17 protein-coding genes and 2 pseudogenes are annotated in these 15,455 nt (G+C 65.5%); 12 read left to right on the top strand and 7 right to left on the bottom strand.

Annotated features, from left to right (window positions below; translation table 11 throughout):
* From AKJ13_RS32835 to AKJ13_RS24245, 7 genes and pseudogenes are all read right to left on the bottom strand, one after another.
* Nucleotides 1-159, bottom strand: a pseudogene (locus tag AKJ13_RS32835) (IS5/IS1182 family transposase); the annotation flags it as partial.
* A gap of 61 nt (nucleotides 160-220) precedes the next feature.
* Nucleotides 221-613 carry a hypothetical protein gene (locus AKJ13_RS24265; RefSeq protein ID WP_050735679.1) on the bottom strand — a complete coding sequence of 131 codons (393 nt, stop codon included), beginning with the start codon at nucleotides 611-613 and terminating at the stop codon, nucleotides 221-223.
* Nucleotides 614-863: 250 nt separating this feature from the next.
* Nucleotides 864-989, bottom strand: coding sequence for a hypothetical protein (locus AKJ13_RS33155; protein WP_280137125.1), 126 nt, complete (start codon nucleotides 987-989; stop codon nucleotides 864-866).
* Nucleotides 990-1,053: 64 nt separating this feature from the next.
* A complete protein-coding gene (locus AKJ13_RS24260) occupies nucleotides 1,054-1,296 on the bottom strand; it encodes a DUF3768 domain-containing protein (protein ID WP_348270971.1) in 243 nt (80 codons plus the stop codon).
* A gap of 137 nt (nucleotides 1,297-1,433) precedes the next feature.
* The gene (locus tag AKJ13_RS24255; RefSeq protein WP_050735669.1) at nucleotides 1,434-2,117 is read right to left on the bottom strand and encodes a hypothetical protein; all 684 of its coding nucleotides are present in this window, start codon (nucleotides 2,115-2,117) and stop codon (nucleotides 1,434-1,436) included.
* A gap of 240 nt (nucleotides 2,118-2,357) precedes the next feature.
* On the bottom strand, nucleotides 2,358-3,182 hold the full coding sequence (locus AKJ13_RS24250; protein ID WP_200905698.1) for a hypothetical protein: 825 nt from the start codon (nucleotides 3,180-3,182) through the stop codon (nucleotides 2,358-2,360).
* A 720-nt stretch (nucleotides 3,183-3,902) separates the two neighbouring features.
* On the bottom strand, nucleotides 3,903-4,397 hold the full coding sequence (locus tag AKJ13_RS24245; protein WP_050735677.1) for a ferritin-like domain-containing protein: 495 nt from the start codon (nucleotides 4,395-4,397) through the stop codon (nucleotides 3,903-3,905).
* A gap of 213 nt (nucleotides 4,398-4,610) precedes the next feature.
* On the opposite strand from AKJ13_RS24245, the gene AKJ13_RS24240 reads away from it, so the two are divergent.
* From AKJ13_RS24240 to AKJ13_RS24185, 12 genes and pseudogenes are all read left to right on the top strand, one after another.
* Nucleotides 4,611-6,095: a PAS domain S-box protein gene (locus AKJ13_RS24240; RefSeq protein ID WP_050735668.1), complete on the top strand. Its 1,485-nt coding sequence runs from the start codon at nucleotides 4,611-4,613 to the stop codon at nucleotides 6,093-6,095.
* 162 nt (nucleotides 6,096-6,257) lie between these two features.
* Nucleotides 6,258-6,440 (top strand): hypothetical protein, encoded by a 183-nt coding sequence (locus AKJ13_RS24235; protein WP_050735667.1) that lies wholly within the window; start codon nucleotides 6,258-6,260, stop codon nucleotides 6,438-6,440.
* Between the two features lie 109 nt (nucleotides 6,441-6,549).
* Complete coding sequence (locus AKJ13_RS24230) at nucleotides 6,550-6,813, top strand: GlsB/YeaQ/YmgE family stress response membrane protein (RefSeq protein WP_050735666.1); 264 nt, start codon at nucleotides 6,550-6,552, stop codon at nucleotides 6,811-6,813.
* Between the two features lie 143 nt (nucleotides 6,814-6,956).
* Nucleotides 6,957-7,832: a PhnA-like protein gene (locus AKJ13_RS24225; RefSeq protein ID WP_244471710.1), complete on the top strand. Its 876-nt coding sequence runs from the start codon at nucleotides 6,957-6,959 to the stop codon at nucleotides 7,830-7,832.
* 2 nt (nucleotides 7,833-7,834) lie between these two features.
* A complete protein-coding gene (locus tag AKJ13_RS24220; RefSeq protein WP_050735664.1) occupies nucleotides 7,835-8,335 on the top strand; it encodes a YsnF/AvaK domain-containing protein in 501 nt (166 codons plus the stop codon).
* Nucleotides 8,332-9,252, top strand: a complete 921-nt coding sequence (locus AKJ13_RS24215; protein WP_050735663.1) for a YsnF/AvaK domain-containing protein — start codon at nucleotides 8,332-8,334, stop codon at nucleotides 9,250-9,252. The genes AKJ13_RS24220 and AKJ13_RS24215 overlap by 4 nt, the downstream gene beginning before the upstream one ends.
* Before the next feature lie 113 nt (nucleotides 9,253-9,365).
* Nucleotides 9,366-9,752 carry a hypothetical protein gene (locus tag AKJ13_RS24210; protein WP_050735662.1) on the top strand — a complete coding sequence of 129 codons (387 nt, stop codon included), beginning with the start codon at nucleotides 9,366-9,368 and terminating at the stop codon, nucleotides 9,750-9,752.
* A 49-nt stretch (nucleotides 9,753-9,801) separates the two neighbouring features.
* Nucleotides 9,802-10,497: a hypothetical protein gene (locus AKJ13_RS24205; RefSeq protein ID WP_064774664.1), complete on the top strand. Its 696-nt coding sequence runs from the start codon at nucleotides 9,802-9,804 to the stop codon at nucleotides 10,495-10,497.
* A gap of 83 nt (nucleotides 10,498-10,580) precedes the next feature.
* On the top strand, nucleotides 10,581-11,057 hold the full coding sequence (locus tag AKJ13_RS30030) for a YidB family protein (protein WP_064774663.1): 477 nt from the start codon (nucleotides 10,581-10,583) through the stop codon (nucleotides 11,055-11,057).
* 380 nt (nucleotides 11,058-11,437) lie between these two features.
* Nucleotides 11,438-11,632, top strand: a complete 195-nt coding sequence (locus AKJ13_RS24195) for a hypothetical protein (protein ID WP_050735660.1) — start codon at nucleotides 11,438-11,440, stop codon at nucleotides 11,630-11,632.
* A gap of 106 nt (nucleotides 11,633-11,738) precedes the next feature.
* Entirely contained in the window at nucleotides 11,739-12,089 is a 351-nt protein-coding gene (locus AKJ13_RS24190) for a DUF3618 domain-containing protein (RefSeq protein WP_050735659.1), read from the top strand.
* Nucleotides 12,090-13,155: 1,066 nt separating this feature from the next.
* Nucleotides 13,156-15,174, top strand: a pseudogene (locus AKJ13_RS24185) (AI-2E family transporter).
* Nucleotides 15,175-15,455: the final 281 nt, after the last annotated feature.

Here is a 15,455-nt window from a genome sequence, read left to right as displayed (position 1 = left end):
CGCAGGCTCGGAGCGGGTGAAGCCAAGCGCACCCAGATCGAGTTCGTCGATGAAGACCTCGATCACCCGAACCGGATTGTCGGCGGTGACATAGTCATCCAGCGAACTGGGCAGCAACCAGGACTGCCGACGGTCCTGCCCTTCGACGAACCGACCCATGCTGGCCTCCGCAGATGAGGCCGCAAGTCTATCTCAGAAGGGACTTTTGACACAGCCTCGGTCATACCACGACGTCGTAAGCGGCGAGCTCTGGCAGCATCGCCTCGATGACGAAATCCACGAACGCCGCCGGCACGTCCAGGAAGAACTCCCGATCAGAGTAGGCACCGACATGGGCGGGCAGCCCCCGCGCAGCGCACCACGAGGCCAGCCGGTCGAGGTCGGCTTCCGGAGTGTCGCTGAGGAACGAGATCTGCGAGCGCTCCCGGTCGTGATCCCGGTGCCCTGTGTCGCTACGGCTGAGCTGCAGGTCCACATTGGCTCCGGGCTGTCGCAACCAAACGGCGCTTTCGGTCCGTCGCAGCTCGACGAACCCCAGCTGCTGGACGAACATGTCAACAACAATGTCAGAATGGCTTGAGTTTACACGGTTGGCGACATGGTTGAACTGCACGATCAAGCTCCGTCCCGTTTTCCTGACCGACGTTATCTCTGCTGCGAACAGCAGCTAATTACGAATCGTTGAGGTTGGAGACGATCTGCGAAGCCACGCCTCGGCGGCGTTGTGTGAAGCCCAGCTTGACCGTTGACGACTGCCTTTGTCGGCGAGGAAGCCGTCGTGGCCAACTGGCCATCGACGGCTACGGCGTCGGTGCCGAAGGCCAGGGTCACTGGATCGGCCGCGTCGGGAGGGCGGCTCATCATCAGCCATCCTCCTGATCGCCATAGTCGGCGCGACCGGACCAGTCGCCATCGTCATCGGCGGGCCAGTCCTCGTCCCACTCGGTGTCGGCATTGAGCTCGGTCGCGCCGCGCGACTGAGGATGCATGCCCTCGTCGCCGTGGGGCGGACCGTCTCGAAGTGGGCGCGGTGCTGCGCGAGGGGGCGCCACGTCAATATTCGTCGGCGCGCATGATGGTCAGCACGCGGGTCGTCACCGCGGGGTCGGTTGGGTCCGGCGAATGACCGAGCAGCGCCCGGTCGTAGGTGTCGATCTTCCAGAAGAAGCGCTGGCCGCCGACCTCGACCGCGCCGAAATCGTGCTCGCCGTGAGGATCATTGTCGGCGTCGAAGCGATCGAAGCGCCGAACCGCCAGCAACAAGGCGATGCGGTCGGCCTGGCGCAGCTCGACCACCCCCGGGGTTTCGATGACCTGCCCCCCTGCGAAGCTGCGCCGGAAGGCATCGTTCAGGGTCCGCACCCGCGCGACGGGGTCAGCCGCCGCGGGGTTCGACCCAGCGTTATGGATCTGGGTGCTCACAGCAGCTCCCCTCAGGCCACTTCGACTGCGGCGGTGTTTGGGTGCAACAGGGCCATGTGCTCGCGCCGGCGCACGAGGAGGGGCAGGTCCGGCCAGTCGCGCCAGCGCAGGGTGTAGATCCCGCCGGCCTTGGCCTCGATCACCTCTGCCTCGTACCAGCCGTCCTGCTCGCCTTCAGAGATCAGCACGAGGCTGCCGATTGCGACACCGGCCCAGCTCCGCGGATATCGGGCTTCGCCGGTTGCGGTCGCTTTGAAGGTTTGGTCGCCGGCATCGCCCGTGGCCGTAGTCGGCCCCTGCACAACCGTTTCGCCCGGCGCACTTCCCGTGGCGGCTTCGGCCGCCTCTGCCAAGGCGCTCAGGCGGTCATACACGCCCTTTTTGACGAACGGCACGAAGGCACGACCCGAGGCGAAAACTCGGCCCTGGGGCAGCTCGGCGGCGATTGTGCGGTTGGCTTCATTATTAAGCGGCAGGGTCCGCATGTTCATCAACCTGGCGGCCTTTGTCGCAAGGGCGGTATCACTCTCGGTGAACCAGGAGGCGTGCGGTTTCCCATCCTTATCGGCGCCGAAGACGATCAGCGCGGGTGCGGGCTTTGCAGCCGGGGTTTCGGCCTCGGTGCTGGTGCCATTGCCCTTCCCAGTGTCGGGATTCTCCGTCTGCTCCTGGGTTCTGGTGACGATCTCGATCATGGCTGGCTCCTGAAATGCGAAAGGGGCCCCGGATGGGACCCCTTGCTTGGTGTGAATGGGTAGGTGAGGCTCGATGCAGACCGTGACCGCTGTTGGCGATGTGGTCGCTTCCGAGTGGGCGGCGGTCGAATCATCATGGCCTCGGGCTTTGGGCAGCTTCGCATCGCCCGCCACAACTCATATAGGAATTTAGTCCTGGTGTCAACCTGTTCAGCAGGGTTGCACGTTCGCCTGTCGGTTTTAGCGACGGTCGCAGACCTCGAAAGCAGGGCACCGCCGCTGCTGACAGCCGGCCCGATCGTCGATGCGATTGCCGTTGCAGATGTCCCAGCCAGCCTCTGCGCAAAAGCCCCACAGTGCCGCTTGAACGAAACGCGGGAAGGTCGCTGGGAAGTCTGGGTTGTAGGCCCGGGCATCGATCTGGCAGGCCAAGCCTTCGATGATCTCCGCACAGCCGCCAGGCGCGGTACAAGCTGGCCCGAAGGCGTGTTCGGCGTCGAAGCGCGCCAAGGTACCGGTCCGACGCAGGAAATTATGGACCAACGAGTCGACGGCGATCATCCATGATCCGGCCGTCACCCAGCGTTCCCGTTTCGGGTCGGCGCCGAGCAGGAGGTCGGCCAGCATCATCGCCCAGAGTTTCGGTCCGATGCCGTAGATTTCGCAGAGGGGGCTGAGAACGGCCTCCCGCATGCGCGGACCACGTTCGGGTGCCCCAGGGCCGGGATCGGCCTCGGCGAGCCGTGTATCAATCCAGCCGATGAAGTCGCCGTCACAGACGTCGCGAATGAACAGGGCAAGGCTGTAAGCTCCCTGGTTGAGCGATCCTTTCCTCAGCCTCGGAAGGGGTAAAGGGCAGGAACTGATGTGATCCGGTTCGGCGCAGGTCCGGCCTACCTTGCGATACCTGCACTCAGCGAAATGCCAGTAGCTCGTGAGGCGCGAGCAACCCTGAGGTACCGACAAGGCCCCCTGGATTTCGGCGTTTGTCACCCCGCCATGCTGCTCGGCGTAGCGGGATGCAATCTGATCGGAGATGCCCTGGAGCGGCACGAGGCTCATCATCCAGTCGAAGATCGGAGCGCTGTCGTAAGTCGCGACTGCTTGCGAAATACCGTTTGATTTTTGATGGGCTTCTAGGTGGTTTAGAAAGGTGGCCGGAGCGAGGGCAAGCGCTGGTTCGACTACGCGGTAAAAATGATCCCATGGATCAGCACGAGATTTATTTGTATCGGAAAAATTATTTTCATGACCGCGACTATACCAATTGCCGCAATAAGCCTGTCAAACAGATTCTTATTTATAGTCATTGTTGCCGGCGCAATGGCCGATCGGAATCTTGCATCAAATTTTGGCAAGCGATCACCGCAACATTTATTGAAAGCAGACGGGGTGGTGCCAGGTGACCGATTATGGTCGGAAGCAGCTGGTCTGCTTTCGGTTGCGCGGTGCAGGAAACCGGGCATCGCAGCATGCTCGCCCCCCAGCGTTGGAAAGCCACGTTTTGCCGACGCTTGAAAAGCCGACGCGGTTTTCCGACAGGCTTGCAGCCATTTTGGCGGCCCAACATGCGCGCCCCCGCGATCGTCGGAAAAATGATCGTTTTCCGGATACAACCGATCGTGCTACCTGTCGTTGCGTTCCAATAGGGCTTCCGCAGTGGAACGGCGCAGCTGGAACTCAGCCGTGCCATTTACATAAGTCCTGCTGATAAAATGCCGTAGGCGAACGCACCACGCCCAGGTGGTGCGTTCGCCGTTGTGATCAGTAAACTCGGCGCACCTCTCAGGCAGCCGCTTTCTCGACCGTCTTAGCGAGCTGACTGGCGAGTTCGTCGCCTTTGTAGATCTCGTCCACCGCCTGCTTCAGCTTAGCCGCGTCGTCCGTGCGGCCGATGGCCTTGGCGTAGGCGGCCGCCGATCCGAAGCCGGCCAAGCCGTAATGCGACATGCGCTGGTACTGCGCGATGATCACTACGTCGCGCAGCTTGCCGTCGCTCGGCGCCTCCTTGATGCCGTGCTTCAAGGCCTCGGCGACGAGGCCCTCCATGCCCTTGCAGTGCTCGGGCTTGGTCTCACCGTCATTGGCTTGGATCAGGCTTTTGAGCACGTCGGTATGCTTCTGGATCCCGCCCACCGACTTTTCCATCATTTGCTTCAGTTTGGCGTCGCTAACCTGCCCGCTGAGCTGCTGCACGGCCCGGACCATCTGGTCGTTGGCTGACCAAAGATCCTGCATCTCGTCGAGATAGACCTCTTTCAGGCTGTTGGGTGCCGACATCGTTTCCTCCATTTGGTTCTCGATGTCTCGCAAACCGAAGGGACATCACGGCGTTCCAGCAGTCGGCACTCCCGCGTCGTTGCGCCCAGGGTCACCGGGGGCGACGCACTCGGAAAGCCTCGACTGTCGTCGAAGATTTTGCGTCAGCTACCGTCCTTCGCATCAGCGCTTTCCGTACGTTCGAACGTTAGCGTTCCGCGAGGAGAGACGGCGATGGTCGATGAAACGCGTCACATACAGATGCGGCAGATCGTGGCTGGCCTGTCCGAAGGCGTGATCCTGATCGAGCCGGATCAGACCATTGCCTATGCGAACGCCGCCGCCGTGATGATGCATGGGGTTGTCGATGCTGGCGATCTCGGCGCCACCGTGTCTGAGTACCGCGCGAACTTCACGCTGCACTACCGCAATCATCGAGAGATCGGCCCTCTGCAGCATCCCCTCGACCGGGTGCTCTCCGGCGAGGTGTTCCGCGACGTCGTGGTCGAGTTGGTCCCCAGGCGGGATCCCACGCACAGATGGATGCACCGCATCCGTAGCTTGGTGACCACTGATGCGGATGGCAGACCGAGTGGCCTCGCCCTGGTGATGCAGGATGTGAGCGAGCGCTACCAGGCCGAGGCCCGGTTCGAGCGCATGTTCAACGCCAATCCGGCCCCGGCGATCATATGCCGGATTGCCGATCTGCGCTTCGTGCGGGTCAACCACGGCTTCCTCGACCTCACCGGCTACCATCGTGACGATGTGCTCGGCCGAACTTTCTGCGAGATCGACCTGCTACGCGAGGCCGAGCGCCGTGAGATGGCGATCCATCGCCTGCACGAGGGCCGCACCATCCCGCAGATGGAAGCACAGCTCGCTACGCCATGCGGCCGCGGCCGCTACGTGATCGTGGCCGGGCACGCCATCGAGATGCCGGGCCCGGGTGGCGTCGAGCCGTGCATGCTGTTCACGTTCGCCGACCTGGAGGATCGCCGGAAGGCCGAGATGGCCCTGCGCCACAGCGAGGAGCGCTTCGCTAAGGCGTTCGACCTCTCACCGGTGCCGAGCGCGCTGATGAGCGCGGACGGGTTGGAGATCACCAGCGTCAACCAAGCCTTCGTCACCACCTTCGGACACGACCCTGAGGCCGCGGGTGGCCGGTCGCTCGCCGACCTCGCGCTCTGGGTTGACCGCGCCGAGCAGCGCAAGTTCTCCCGCGATCTCAAGCGGCTCGGCAGCGTTCGTGGCTTCGAGGCCGTACTGCAGGATGTGGCGGGCGCCGAGATCGACTGCCTCGTCTCGGCGGAGCGGGTGAAGATCAACAATGAGGACTGCGTGCTGTGCGTCGTGCAGGACATTACCGCCCGCAAGCGCTCTGAGCGCGAACTGATCACCGCCATCGAGGCGGTGATGGCGGATGCGTCGTGGTTCAGCCACGGGGTGATCGACAAGTTGGCGACCCTGCGTCAGCCGTCCCGCTCTGCCCGGCCATCGCTCGGGGTGGAGAACCTGACGATCCGCGAGCAGGACATGCTCACGCGGATCTGCCAGGGCGCCACCGATCGGGAGATCGGAGCCGAGCTGAAGCTATCGCCGAACACGGTGCGCAACCACGTCTCCGGGCTGTACCGTAAGCTCGGGGTCAACCGCCGCAGCGCGGTGGTGGTGTGGGCGCAGGAGCGCGGCATCGGGCCGAACACGCGGCACCGGCGCTGAAACCGACGAAAACCGTGACAGAACTACCAAGACGATCTGGTACAAATATACTTTATGTAAATCCTCGGAACTTCGAGTGGATCACCTGTTTATGCAGTGGTAGCTCTGCTCACCCGAGCATCTCGGAAGATCATCCTGGCGGGATGATACCAGGAGATCCGCGTGGCCGGGCGTCGGAAGGTGCTATCGCCCGTTCATGCCCGGGCGCTGATCAAGGAAGCCATCGGCATCATCGAGGGCGACTGCGCGATCCAGGCGGAGGCCGCGGGCGAGATCGCCGCCATCGAAGCTGCACACACGTCATCGAACCCTGAGCCGAGACCAAAGCGCTCGACTCGCACGTGAAGCTCGGACGCCAGCCGCCGAACGGGCCGCAGCTGCGGCTTCTGCACGCCTTCAGCGAGGCCGCAGACGGCTGCGGGCTACCCCACACCGAGAGAAGTGGAGCCGGACCATGTCACTCCTCGCCTGGATCCTGCTCGGCCTCGTGGCCGGCTTCATCGGCAGCAAGGTGGTCAACAACACGGGACAGGGTTTGCTCGTCGACATCCTGCTCGGCGTGGTCGGGGCGGTGGTCGGCGGCTTCCTGTTCAACCAGTTCGGCGAGCCCAGCGTCTCGGGGCTGAACTTCTACAGCCTGGTCGTTGCCGTCGTCGGCGCCGTCAATCTGCTGTGGCTCTATCACGCCCTGATCGGCCGCCGTGTCCTCCGACCCTAGCCAAACCCACTTCCGCCGCTCCCGGCCGAAGATCGAACCACACTGAACTGAGAGTACCGAGCATGGCGTTGACACCCGATACCACCCGTCCGGCCTACGACCGCGACCTCCCCACCGCCAGCGCGGTCTCCCCTGCGGAGGACATGCGCACCATGGCGTTGCACTCCATCTCCTGGGGCGCGGTGCTCGCCGGCGCGGTGATCGCGCTGGTCGCCCAGGTCATCCTCAACATGGTCGGGCTCGGCATCGGGCTCTCGACCGTCGACCCGGCGGGCAACGGCACTCCGACCGCCGGCAGCCTGTCCTCGGGCGCCGGGATCTGGTTCGTGATCTCCGGCATCCTCGCCTCCGCCGCCGGCGGCTGGCTCGCCGGGCGCCTCTCGGGCAAGCCAGCCAACACCACCACCGCCTATCACGGCCTGATCGCTTGGGCGGTGTCGACGCTGGTCGTCGTGTACCTGCTGTCCTCGGCGGTCGGCGGTGTAGTCAGTGGCGCGTCCAGCGCGGTGTCGAGCACGCTCGGCGGCGCCGGCAATCTGATCGGTGGCTCGGTGAAGACCGCCGCGCAGACGGCCGCCCCGTCACTGCCGGGCATGGACAACCCGTTCTCGAACATCGAGGGCCAGGTCCGCAACGGCACCGGCAACGACCCGGAGGCCCTGAAGAACGCCGCGGTCGCCGCGATGCGCGCCGCGGTGGCCGGCGACGCCGCCCAGCAGAAGGACGCCCAGGAGAAGGCGGCCCAGGCGTTGGCCAAGGCTCAGAACATCCCGGTCGAGCAGGCCCGGACCCAGGTCGCCCAGTACGTGCAGCAGTTCAACGACGCGACAGCCAAGGCCAAGGAGCAGGCCAAGCAGGCGGCCGACGCCGCCGCCCGTGTCGGCTCGCAGGGCGCGCTCTACGGCGCCTTGGCGCTGATCCTAGGCGCGCTGGCAGCCTTCTTCGCGGGTCGCGGCGCCGCGGTCGACCCGGTGGTGAGCCGCACCGGTGTCGCCATCACGACTCAGCGTCGGGTCTGACCATGAGCGATCCCGCCGCCGGCCAGCCGAAGCCCGCACGGATGCAAGGCGTCGAGACGGCGCAGGTCGCCGTCGGTCAGAGCGTGACGATCCAGGTGGTCGAGGAGACCGCCCGCATCGACAAGCGGGTGGTAGAGACCGGGCGGGTTCGGGTCTCGACCCGCACCGAGACCGTCGACCAGGTCCTGCGTGAGAGCCTGCGCAGCGACACGATCGAGGTCACCCGGGTGCCGGTCAACCGGACGCTGTCCGAGGGCGAGGTGCCCCCGGTAGCCCGTGAGGAGGACGGGGTGACGATCATCCCCGTGCTCGAAGAGATCCTCGTCGTCGAGAAGCGCCTCGTCCTGAAGGAAGAGCTGCACATCCGTCGGAGCTCCACGGATGAGGACGTCGAGGTCCCGGTGACGCTGCGGAAGCAGCACGCCGTGGTCGAACGCGTGAGCCCGGACGGCCACGCCAGCGAACACACCGATCCCCATTCCACCCAGGAGGCAACATCATGACGCAGACGATCACCGCGCTGTTCGATCGCCCGGCCGAGGCTCAGGCTGCTCAGGCCAAGCTCGTCGCCGCCGGCATCCCGCAATCGGCGATCAAGCTCGTGCAGGGTGCCCAGACGGCGCGCACGAGCGGCTCGTACGACTACCGCAAGGACGAGGGCGGCTTCTGGGGCTCGCTCAAGGACTTCTTCATGCCCGAGGAGGATCGCTACGCCTACAGCGAGGGGCTAAGCCGCGGCGGTACGCTGCTGACCGCGAGCGTCGAGCCGACGCAGACCGAGACGGCCTACGACATCCTGGAGCAGCACGGCTCGGTCGATCTCGATCAGCGCGAGAGCACGTGGCGCCAGGAAGGCTGGAGTGGGTACTCGGCGACGGGCGGCACGACCGCGGCCAGCTCGACCACTGGCACGGCAGCAACCGGAACAGCTACGGGAACCACTGCTACGGGCGCCGCGGCTCTGAAGGGCGCCGGTACGACAGCGGGCGAGACCGACTACATCCCGGTGGTCGAGGAGCGGCTCAATGTCGGCAAGCGCGTGGCCGAGAGCGGCCGCGTGCGGGTTCGCTCCTACGTCGTCGAGAAGCCGGTCGAGGAGCGGGTCACCCTGCGCGACGAGACCGTGCACGTCGATCGGCGCGCGGTCGACCGGCCGGTGACGGCGGCGGACGAGGCCCTGTTCGCGAGCAAGACCATCGAGGCGACCGAGCTGCGCGAGCAGGCGGTGGTGTCGAAGGAGGCCCGCGTGGTCGAGGAGGTCGGCATCCGCAAGGACGCGGGTCAGCGTACCGAGACGGTCACCGACAAGGTGCGTCACACCGAAGTCGAGGTCGAAGACGAGCGCGGCAACGTCAGCCGCACCGGCACGTCCGGCACCACGACGACCGGGACCACGCCGGGCACGCGCAAGCCGGTCTGATCCACCTGAGCGCGCTGCCCGGAGTCTCGATGCGCCGGGCAGCGCGCACTGCCGAGATCCGCGTCCGGATCGACCCAGACCTTCACCGTAACCAGTTAAACGCAGGCCCCGCTATGCCCGTGAACCGCTCGATCCTGCTCGTGTTGCCTCTGCTCGCGGCAGCGCCGGCATTGGCGCAGACGACCGTTACCGGGCGGCCAGCGGCGGGTGGTGCCTCCAGCGCGACCTCCGGCGGGCAGAACGCCGTGACGCGGCCGAACACCGATCACGCTTACGACGGCAAGGCAGCGGCCGCCGGTACGGGGGCGAACGTCAAACTGGAGCGGGGCGCCAACAGCTTCACCGAGGGTGAGGCTCGGCGGCGCCTCGAGCGGGCCGGCTACCACGAGGTCAAGGACCTCAAGAAGGACGGCGACGGTATCTGGCACGCCAGCGCGATGCTGGACGGCAAGCCCGCCAGCGTCGGCCTCGAGTTCAAGGGCAACGTCGCGGTCCAGTAGCGGGCCCCTTCGCTCGATCAGTTCCACCCGAACAACTCGGAGTCCTTCCATGCCCGCACAGACCCTCTCGGCCCTGTACGACCGCTACGACGACGCAGCGGCGGTCGTGACTAAGTTGGAGGCGGCCGGCGTACCGCACTCCGACATCAGCCTCGTCAGCAACAAGGCGGAGACCGGCGGCTCCGGAACAGGCGACACGGCCGACCACGCTGCCACCGGCGCGGGAACCGGCGCGACGCTCGGCACGATCCTGGGCGGGGGCGCGGGCCTGCTCGCCGGTCTCGGGCTGATGGCCATCCCGGGCGTCGGTCCGGTCGTGGCCGCCGGCTGGCTGGTGGCGACGCTGACGGGTGCGGGCATCGGTGCCGCAGCGGGTGGTTTGACCGGCTCGTTGACAGGCGCCGGCGTGAGCGAGGCCGACGCACATGCCTACGCCGAAGGCGTGCGCCGTGGCGGTTCGCTGCTGACAGTGCGGGCGGATGAGGCCCACGCCGGTGTGGCCACGGGCATCCTGGAGGAGCACGGTGCTGTCGATCTCGACGCGCGTGCGCAGGCTTGGAAGGGCGAGGGCTGGAGCAGCGGGACGGCCGGCGAGGCGCGAGGCGCCTCCTCGACCTTGATCGGCTCGGATGCCGCCGCCGGCTCGATCGTGCGCGAGAACGATGCGGTCAGCGCTCCCGTGGCTGGCACCGACACCCGGACGTCCGGTGCCCGCCGGGTGCGCGTCTACAATCACCCGGTCTGATCGCCGCGATCCACGCGTCCGCGCAACCTCATCGTCGACCCTTACGATCACCCGGCCCGTGGGCCACAACAGGAGGACAGGTCATGGGCCTACTCGATAGCATCATCGGTAGCGTGGTCGGCGGCAACGCCGGTCAACAGCAGGGTGCCGGCGCCAACCCCCTCGTCGGCATCCTGATAAGCCTTTTGGCTGCGCGGGCCGGAGGCGGCGGACTCGGCGGCATGCTGGGCAACGCAAGCGGCGGCGGGCAGGGTGGCCTCGGTGGTCTGCTCGGCGGCAGTGGTGGAGTCGGGGGGCTGGGTGCCCTCGTCGAGCAGTTCACCCAAGCTGGCCACGGCGGGGCGATCAATTCGTGGATTGGCAACGGTCAGAACCAACCGATCGCATCGCACGATCTCGGCGCGGCGCTTGGTCCGGAGACGGTGGGCCAGCTCTCGCAACAGACCGGTATGGGCAGTTCCGACCTGCTGTCGCAGCTCTCGCAACTTCTGCCCGGTGTGGTCGATCAGCTCACTCCACAGGGCCGGATGCCGACCGAGCAGGAGCACGCGCACTGGTAGCCTATGTTGCGCGGCGCCCGCGGAAAAGCCTGGCGCTGCCCTTCAAGCTGGCCCGCCGCAGACGCGCCCATTGACGGATGCTGACTCCGGTACTCGCCTCGAGCGACGGCCAGCGGCGCCCCGAACCGCCGCCTTGCAGTGGTTGGTCCAAATTAGCGGCACCCCTTCGAGGAAGACCGCCTCTCACGCGTCTTTCCCGGCTCTCACGAGAGCTTCCCTCGGCGGTGGACCGCAACACCGCCGACGACAGGCCGCCAGTGAAGGAAACCAGGGCGGACATGAGGACACTCCGCACGCCAGGTGGGACCTTTCCCATCTGGGCGCGCCGGTCGATCCGGTCGCAATGAGCACCGTGACGGTGCCGAACGAGGAACACAACCATGGCCCAGAACGCACACCGCGAGGCGGCCAAGCACCACGAGGCCGCCGCCAAGTCGCACAACACCGCGGCCGAGCACCACGAGAAGGGCGACAATACCACCGCGGCCAAGCACGCGAAGGAGGCGCACGGCCACTCCGAGAAGGCGCACGAGAGCTCGACCACGGCGCACAGCAAGAGCAGCGCCAAGAAGTAGTTCGCGCGATTGAGCTACAGCTGGACGCGCGGTCTCTGCGCGCCCAGTCCCCTCACTCAAGCGGCTGTTTTAGCCGGCGACGGCATAACGTGCGATGGGTTTGGATATGAACGCGACGGTGAACGACATCGAGCGGGAGATCGAGGCTGGGCGGGCGCGGCTCGACGGCGTGCTCAACCAGATCCAGGATCGCCTCCACCCTGTTGCGTTCGTCGAGGACGTGCTCGGGACGGCAAGGCGCAGCGGTGCCGGCGGCGACCTCTACGACCTCACCCTGAATACGGTGCGACGCCACCCAATACCGGTGCTGCTGATCTGCGCCGCGGTGAGCATGCTTCTGGCGCGGGTCAAACCACCTGCGAAGCTGTCAGCCAGCAATCTGCCATCCACTTCGGCGCAGGGAGACGAGCGCCTCCGACGCGGCAGACGCGCGCGTATCTACCCGGAACCGATCTAAGTGTTAAGTCGGTTTCGAAGCAGACCTCCTTGTTAGAGGGCGCCGATATCTTCAACAAACGGACGAGTTTCGGTTAGAGGCGAGGTCCCGGTCAGCGCCGATCGGCACCGCATCGCCCTCTCAATCAAGGGTGGCGCGGGCAAGTAGCCGCCCTCTATGCTTGCGGCATGAAGGGTGATGTTCAAATTGCTCAGTGGCTGGAGCGGATGAGTGTGATCACGAGTCCTCAGCTCCTTGCAGCACGACTGTCTATCGCCTGGGCTCCTGCGGAGATGGCCAAACGAGCCAAGGTGCCTCTAAGCGTCGTAATGCGAGCCGAAAGCAGCCCTGACGAACCAATGATCACGATCGCGCAGCTAAACGCTCTGATGCAGACGCTTCGCACGGCTGGCGCCAGCTTCCCGCCCCCAGCCACTGAGATCGAGGCTGCTCTGATCTGTAAGTCTGCCGACTCGCAAGCATCCATCACCGATGTGTGAAAACGAGATTTGTTACCGGCAGAGAACTTAAGCACAGCTGTGTAAGTTTGGCTTCACAGGAGACGCGGAGTGCGCCATGTAGACCCAGATGCCTTTGCTTTCGAGATTGCCGCGCTCCTCATCGCAGACCTAAAGAACTCGGGCGCGCATACACCCCCCGAACCAGAAGAGGCGTGTCGGATCTCACTGCGGGGGCCTCCTCGGCGACGCCGAGGTGCCGCAGCAGATCGCCGTCCTGATGCCCATAGAGCTCGATCGCTGGCCTAAGGTCGTCGTGCAGCGGCGCAAGGTGTCGGAGGACGAATAGGAGCCTATGGACGACCGCGCTGGGTTCCTCTTCACCAGCCCGTGATCAGATCAAGAGACGGGGCATATACGGAGGTCCGCGGACTCTGGGGTTGAAGCAGAGGGTGCGAACCTTGAGCGTTCGTTGACGTCGACGTTCGGTCGTAAGACCAATCCTACAACTCGCATAACTCGCGCACATTCCAACCGCAAAGCATACCTGTTCAGGCCGGAAAACCGTGTTCGGCGTTACAGCAGCGCGAACGGTAGAGCCGAGCTCAAATCACCGAGGTACTACCAGTATGTCAGCTGAGCCGAGTACCGCTTCACGCAAGCCCGCGCAGGTGCCGCCGCCTCTAGTCCCGGGTGTCCACGGGCTGCTCACCCTCGCCATCGGCGTGGTGCTGATCGCGGCTTTGTACTTCGGCCGCGAGGTGTTCATCCCGCTCGTGCTGGCCGTGCTGCTCAGCTTCGTCCTTGGCCCCGTCGTCAACCTGCTCCGGCGGATCAAGCTCGGGCGGGTGCCCTCGGTCATCGTCGCTGTTCTGCTCGCTCTCGGGATGCTGGGCGGCATCGGCGCGGTCATCGGTACGCAGGTGGCCGGGCTCGCCGGCAACCTGCCGCATTACCAAGCCACTGTACAAAAGAAATTCGCTGGGCTGCAGCAGGGCTGGTTCGGCGAGGCCAACCGCCTCCTCCAGAAGTTCAGCCACCAAGTCCGGGACGTGACCAAGAAGGCCGACGCCGCCGGTACGAGCACGGCGACCGGGCCAGCTGGCGATACGCCTAAGCCGCAGCTGGTTCGCGTCCAAGAGCCCGAACCCTCGCCGCTCGCGCTCGCCGAGAAGGTGCTGGGCCCGGTCGTCTCGCCGTTGACCGACGTCGGCATTGTCCTCGTCGTCGTGGTGTTCCTGCTGCTGCAACGGGAGGATCTGCGCAACCGCATGATCCGCCTGTTCGGGTCGAGCGACCTGCACCGCACGACGGTGGCGATGGACGACGCCGCGGGCCGTCTCGGTACCTACTTCCTGGCCCAGCTCGGTATGAACGCCGCCTTCGGCGTCATCGTCGGCGTCGGGCTGTGGTGCATCGGCGTGCCCAACCCGCTCCTGTGGGGCGTGTTCTCGGCCATCATGCGGTTCATCCCGTACATCGGCTCGTTTATTTCGGGCGTCCTCCCGGTGGCATTGGCCGCCGCGGTCGATCCAGGTTGGTCGATGGTGATCGCGACCGCGGCGCTGTTCCTGATCGCCGAGCCGATCTTCGGGCAGGTGATCTAGCCGCTGCTTTACGGCCACTCCACCGGGCTGTCGCCCTTTGCGGTGATCGTCTCGACCCTGTTCTGGGGCTTCCTGTGGGGGCCGATTGGCCTGATCCTGGCGACCCCGTTCACCGTCTGCCTCGTTGTGCTCGGCCGCCACGTCGACAGCCTGGAGTTCCTCGACGTGCTGCTCGGCGACCGGCCGCCGCTGACACCGGTGGAGAACTTCTATCAGCGCATGCTGGCGGCCGACCCGGACGAGGTGCGAGACCTCGCCGAAGCAATGCTGAAGGAGCGCTCGCTGTCGTCGTACTACGACGAGGTCGCGCTCAAGGGCCTGCAGCTCGCCGCCAATGACTACGCCCGTGGTGTCGTCACTCCGGCGCAGCTCGACGACATCCGCGACTCGGCTCGCTCGCTGGTGGAGGATTTCGAGGACCATCCCGACGCCGAGCCGGACGGTGAGGACAAGGCGGTCCATCCGAATGACACCCCGACGCTGGCCGAACGCGCGCACCCGAAGGACGAGGCCGTACCCGTCCAAGCCCCTCCGCGCGAGAGCCTGCCGGAAGCGTGGCGCGGCGAGACGCCCGTCCTGTGCGTGGCCGGGCGCGGCCCCCTCGACGAGGCCTCCTCAGCGATGCTTGCCCAGCTGCTGCGCAAGCACGGGCTCGGCGCCAAAGTCATCGGCTACGAGGCCGTCTCGCGGGACCGTATCCGCGATCTCGACCTGACGGGGGTGGCGATGGTGTGTATCTCCTACCTCGACATCAGGGGCAGCCCGGCGCACCTGCGCTACCTCCTGGAACGCCTGAAGCGTCGTGCGCCCGGTATGCCAGTTCTGGTCGGATTGTGGCCTGTGGGTGAGAAGGTGCTCACCGACGCCGCCCTGGGCCGACAGATCGGCGCGGACGTCTACGTGGCCTCGCTGCGCGACAGGGTCGAAGCCTGCTTGAAGGCGGCTCAGACGGCGACCGACTCGGCGACTAAATCGCACGAGCTGCAGGACGGTAGGAAACCGACAATGTCGGCGCCATCATCACTTCGGCTTGTTCCTTGAGACGCCTTCGCGGGAGCAGCCAACACCAACCAATTGGCTGCACTCCCCCTCGCGCACATCCTGACCACGTCCGCGACTGGTGGCGCCGATACAAGTCCTTAGCTGATTTTGGGGACACTTTGGTGTGTCTCCGGCGTCATCGCGGGCGAGTGTTTTGCCCGATTAAACGCTCCACCGAACCGACATTAGTTCCGTAAGCTGACTTTATGCGAATGGGCCACCGCGGCCGTCACGGTGGATGTCCGCTATGCAGGAACGTCCGCGGCGCCTTAGATGACCGA

It is taken from the genome of Methylobacterium sp. ARG-1, from assembly GCF_001262595.1.
Taxonomy (GTDB): Bacteria; Pseudomonadota; Alphaproteobacteria; order Rhizobiales; family Beijerinckiaceae; genus Methylobacterium; species Methylobacterium brachiatum.
This window is presented reverse-complemented; position numbering and strand designations above follow the sequence as displayed.

Bases quoted from the DNA above. Each gene is read 5' to 3' on its own strand.
- AKJ13_RS33155 (WP_280137125.1), bottom strand. From the start codon at position 989: ATGCATCCTCAGTCGCGCGGCGCGACCGAGCTCAATGCCGACACCGAG.
- AKJ13_RS24255 (WP_050735669.1), bottom strand. From the start codon at position 2,117: ATGATCGAGATCGTCACCAGAACCCAGGAGCAGACGGAGAATCCCGAC.
- AKJ13_RS24250 (WP_200905698.1), bottom strand. From the start codon at position 3,182: ATGATGAGCCTCGTGCCGCTCCAGGGCATCTCCGATCAGATTGCATCC.
- AKJ13_RS24245 (WP_050735677.1), bottom strand. From the start codon at position 4,397: ATGTCGGCACCCAACAGCCTGAAAGAGGTCTATCTCGACGAGATGCAG.
- AKJ13_RS24240 (WP_050735668.1), top strand. From the start codon at position 4,611: ATGGTCGATGAAACGCGTCACATACAGATGCGGCAGATCGTGGCTGGC.
- AKJ13_RS24230 (WP_050735666.1), top strand. From the start codon at position 6,550: ATGTCACTCCTCGCCTGGATCCTGCTCGGCCTCGTGGCCGGCTTCATC.
- AKJ13_RS24225 (WP_244471710.1), top strand. From the start codon at position 6,957: ATGCGCACCATGGCGTTGCACTCCATCTCCTGGGGCGCGGTGCTCGCC.
- AKJ13_RS24220 (WP_050735664.1), top strand. From the start codon at position 7,835: ATGAGCGATCCCGCCGCCGGCCAGCCGAAGCCCGCACGGATGCAAGGC.
- AKJ13_RS24215 (WP_050735663.1), top strand. From the start codon at position 8,332: ATGACGCAGACGATCACCGCGCTGTTCGATCGCCCGGCCGAGGCTCAG.
- AKJ13_RS24210 (WP_050735662.1), top strand. From the start codon at position 9,366: ATGCCCGTGAACCGCTCGATCCTGCTCGTGTTGCCTCTGCTCGCGGCA.
- AKJ13_RS24205 (WP_064774664.1), top strand. From the start codon at position 9,802: ATGCCCGCACAGACCCTCTCGGCCCTGTACGACCGCTACGACGACGCA.
- AKJ13_RS30030 (WP_064774663.1), top strand. From the start codon at position 10,581: ATGGGCCTACTCGATAGCATCATCGGTAGCGTGGTCGGCGGCAACGCC.
- AKJ13_RS24195 (WP_050735660.1), top strand. From the start codon at position 11,438: ATGGCCCAGAACGCACACCGCGAGGCGGCCAAGCACCACGAGGCCGCC.
- AKJ13_RS24190 (WP_050735659.1), top strand. From the start codon at position 11,739: ATGAACGCGACGGTGAACGACATCGAGCGGGAGATCGAGGCTGGGCGG.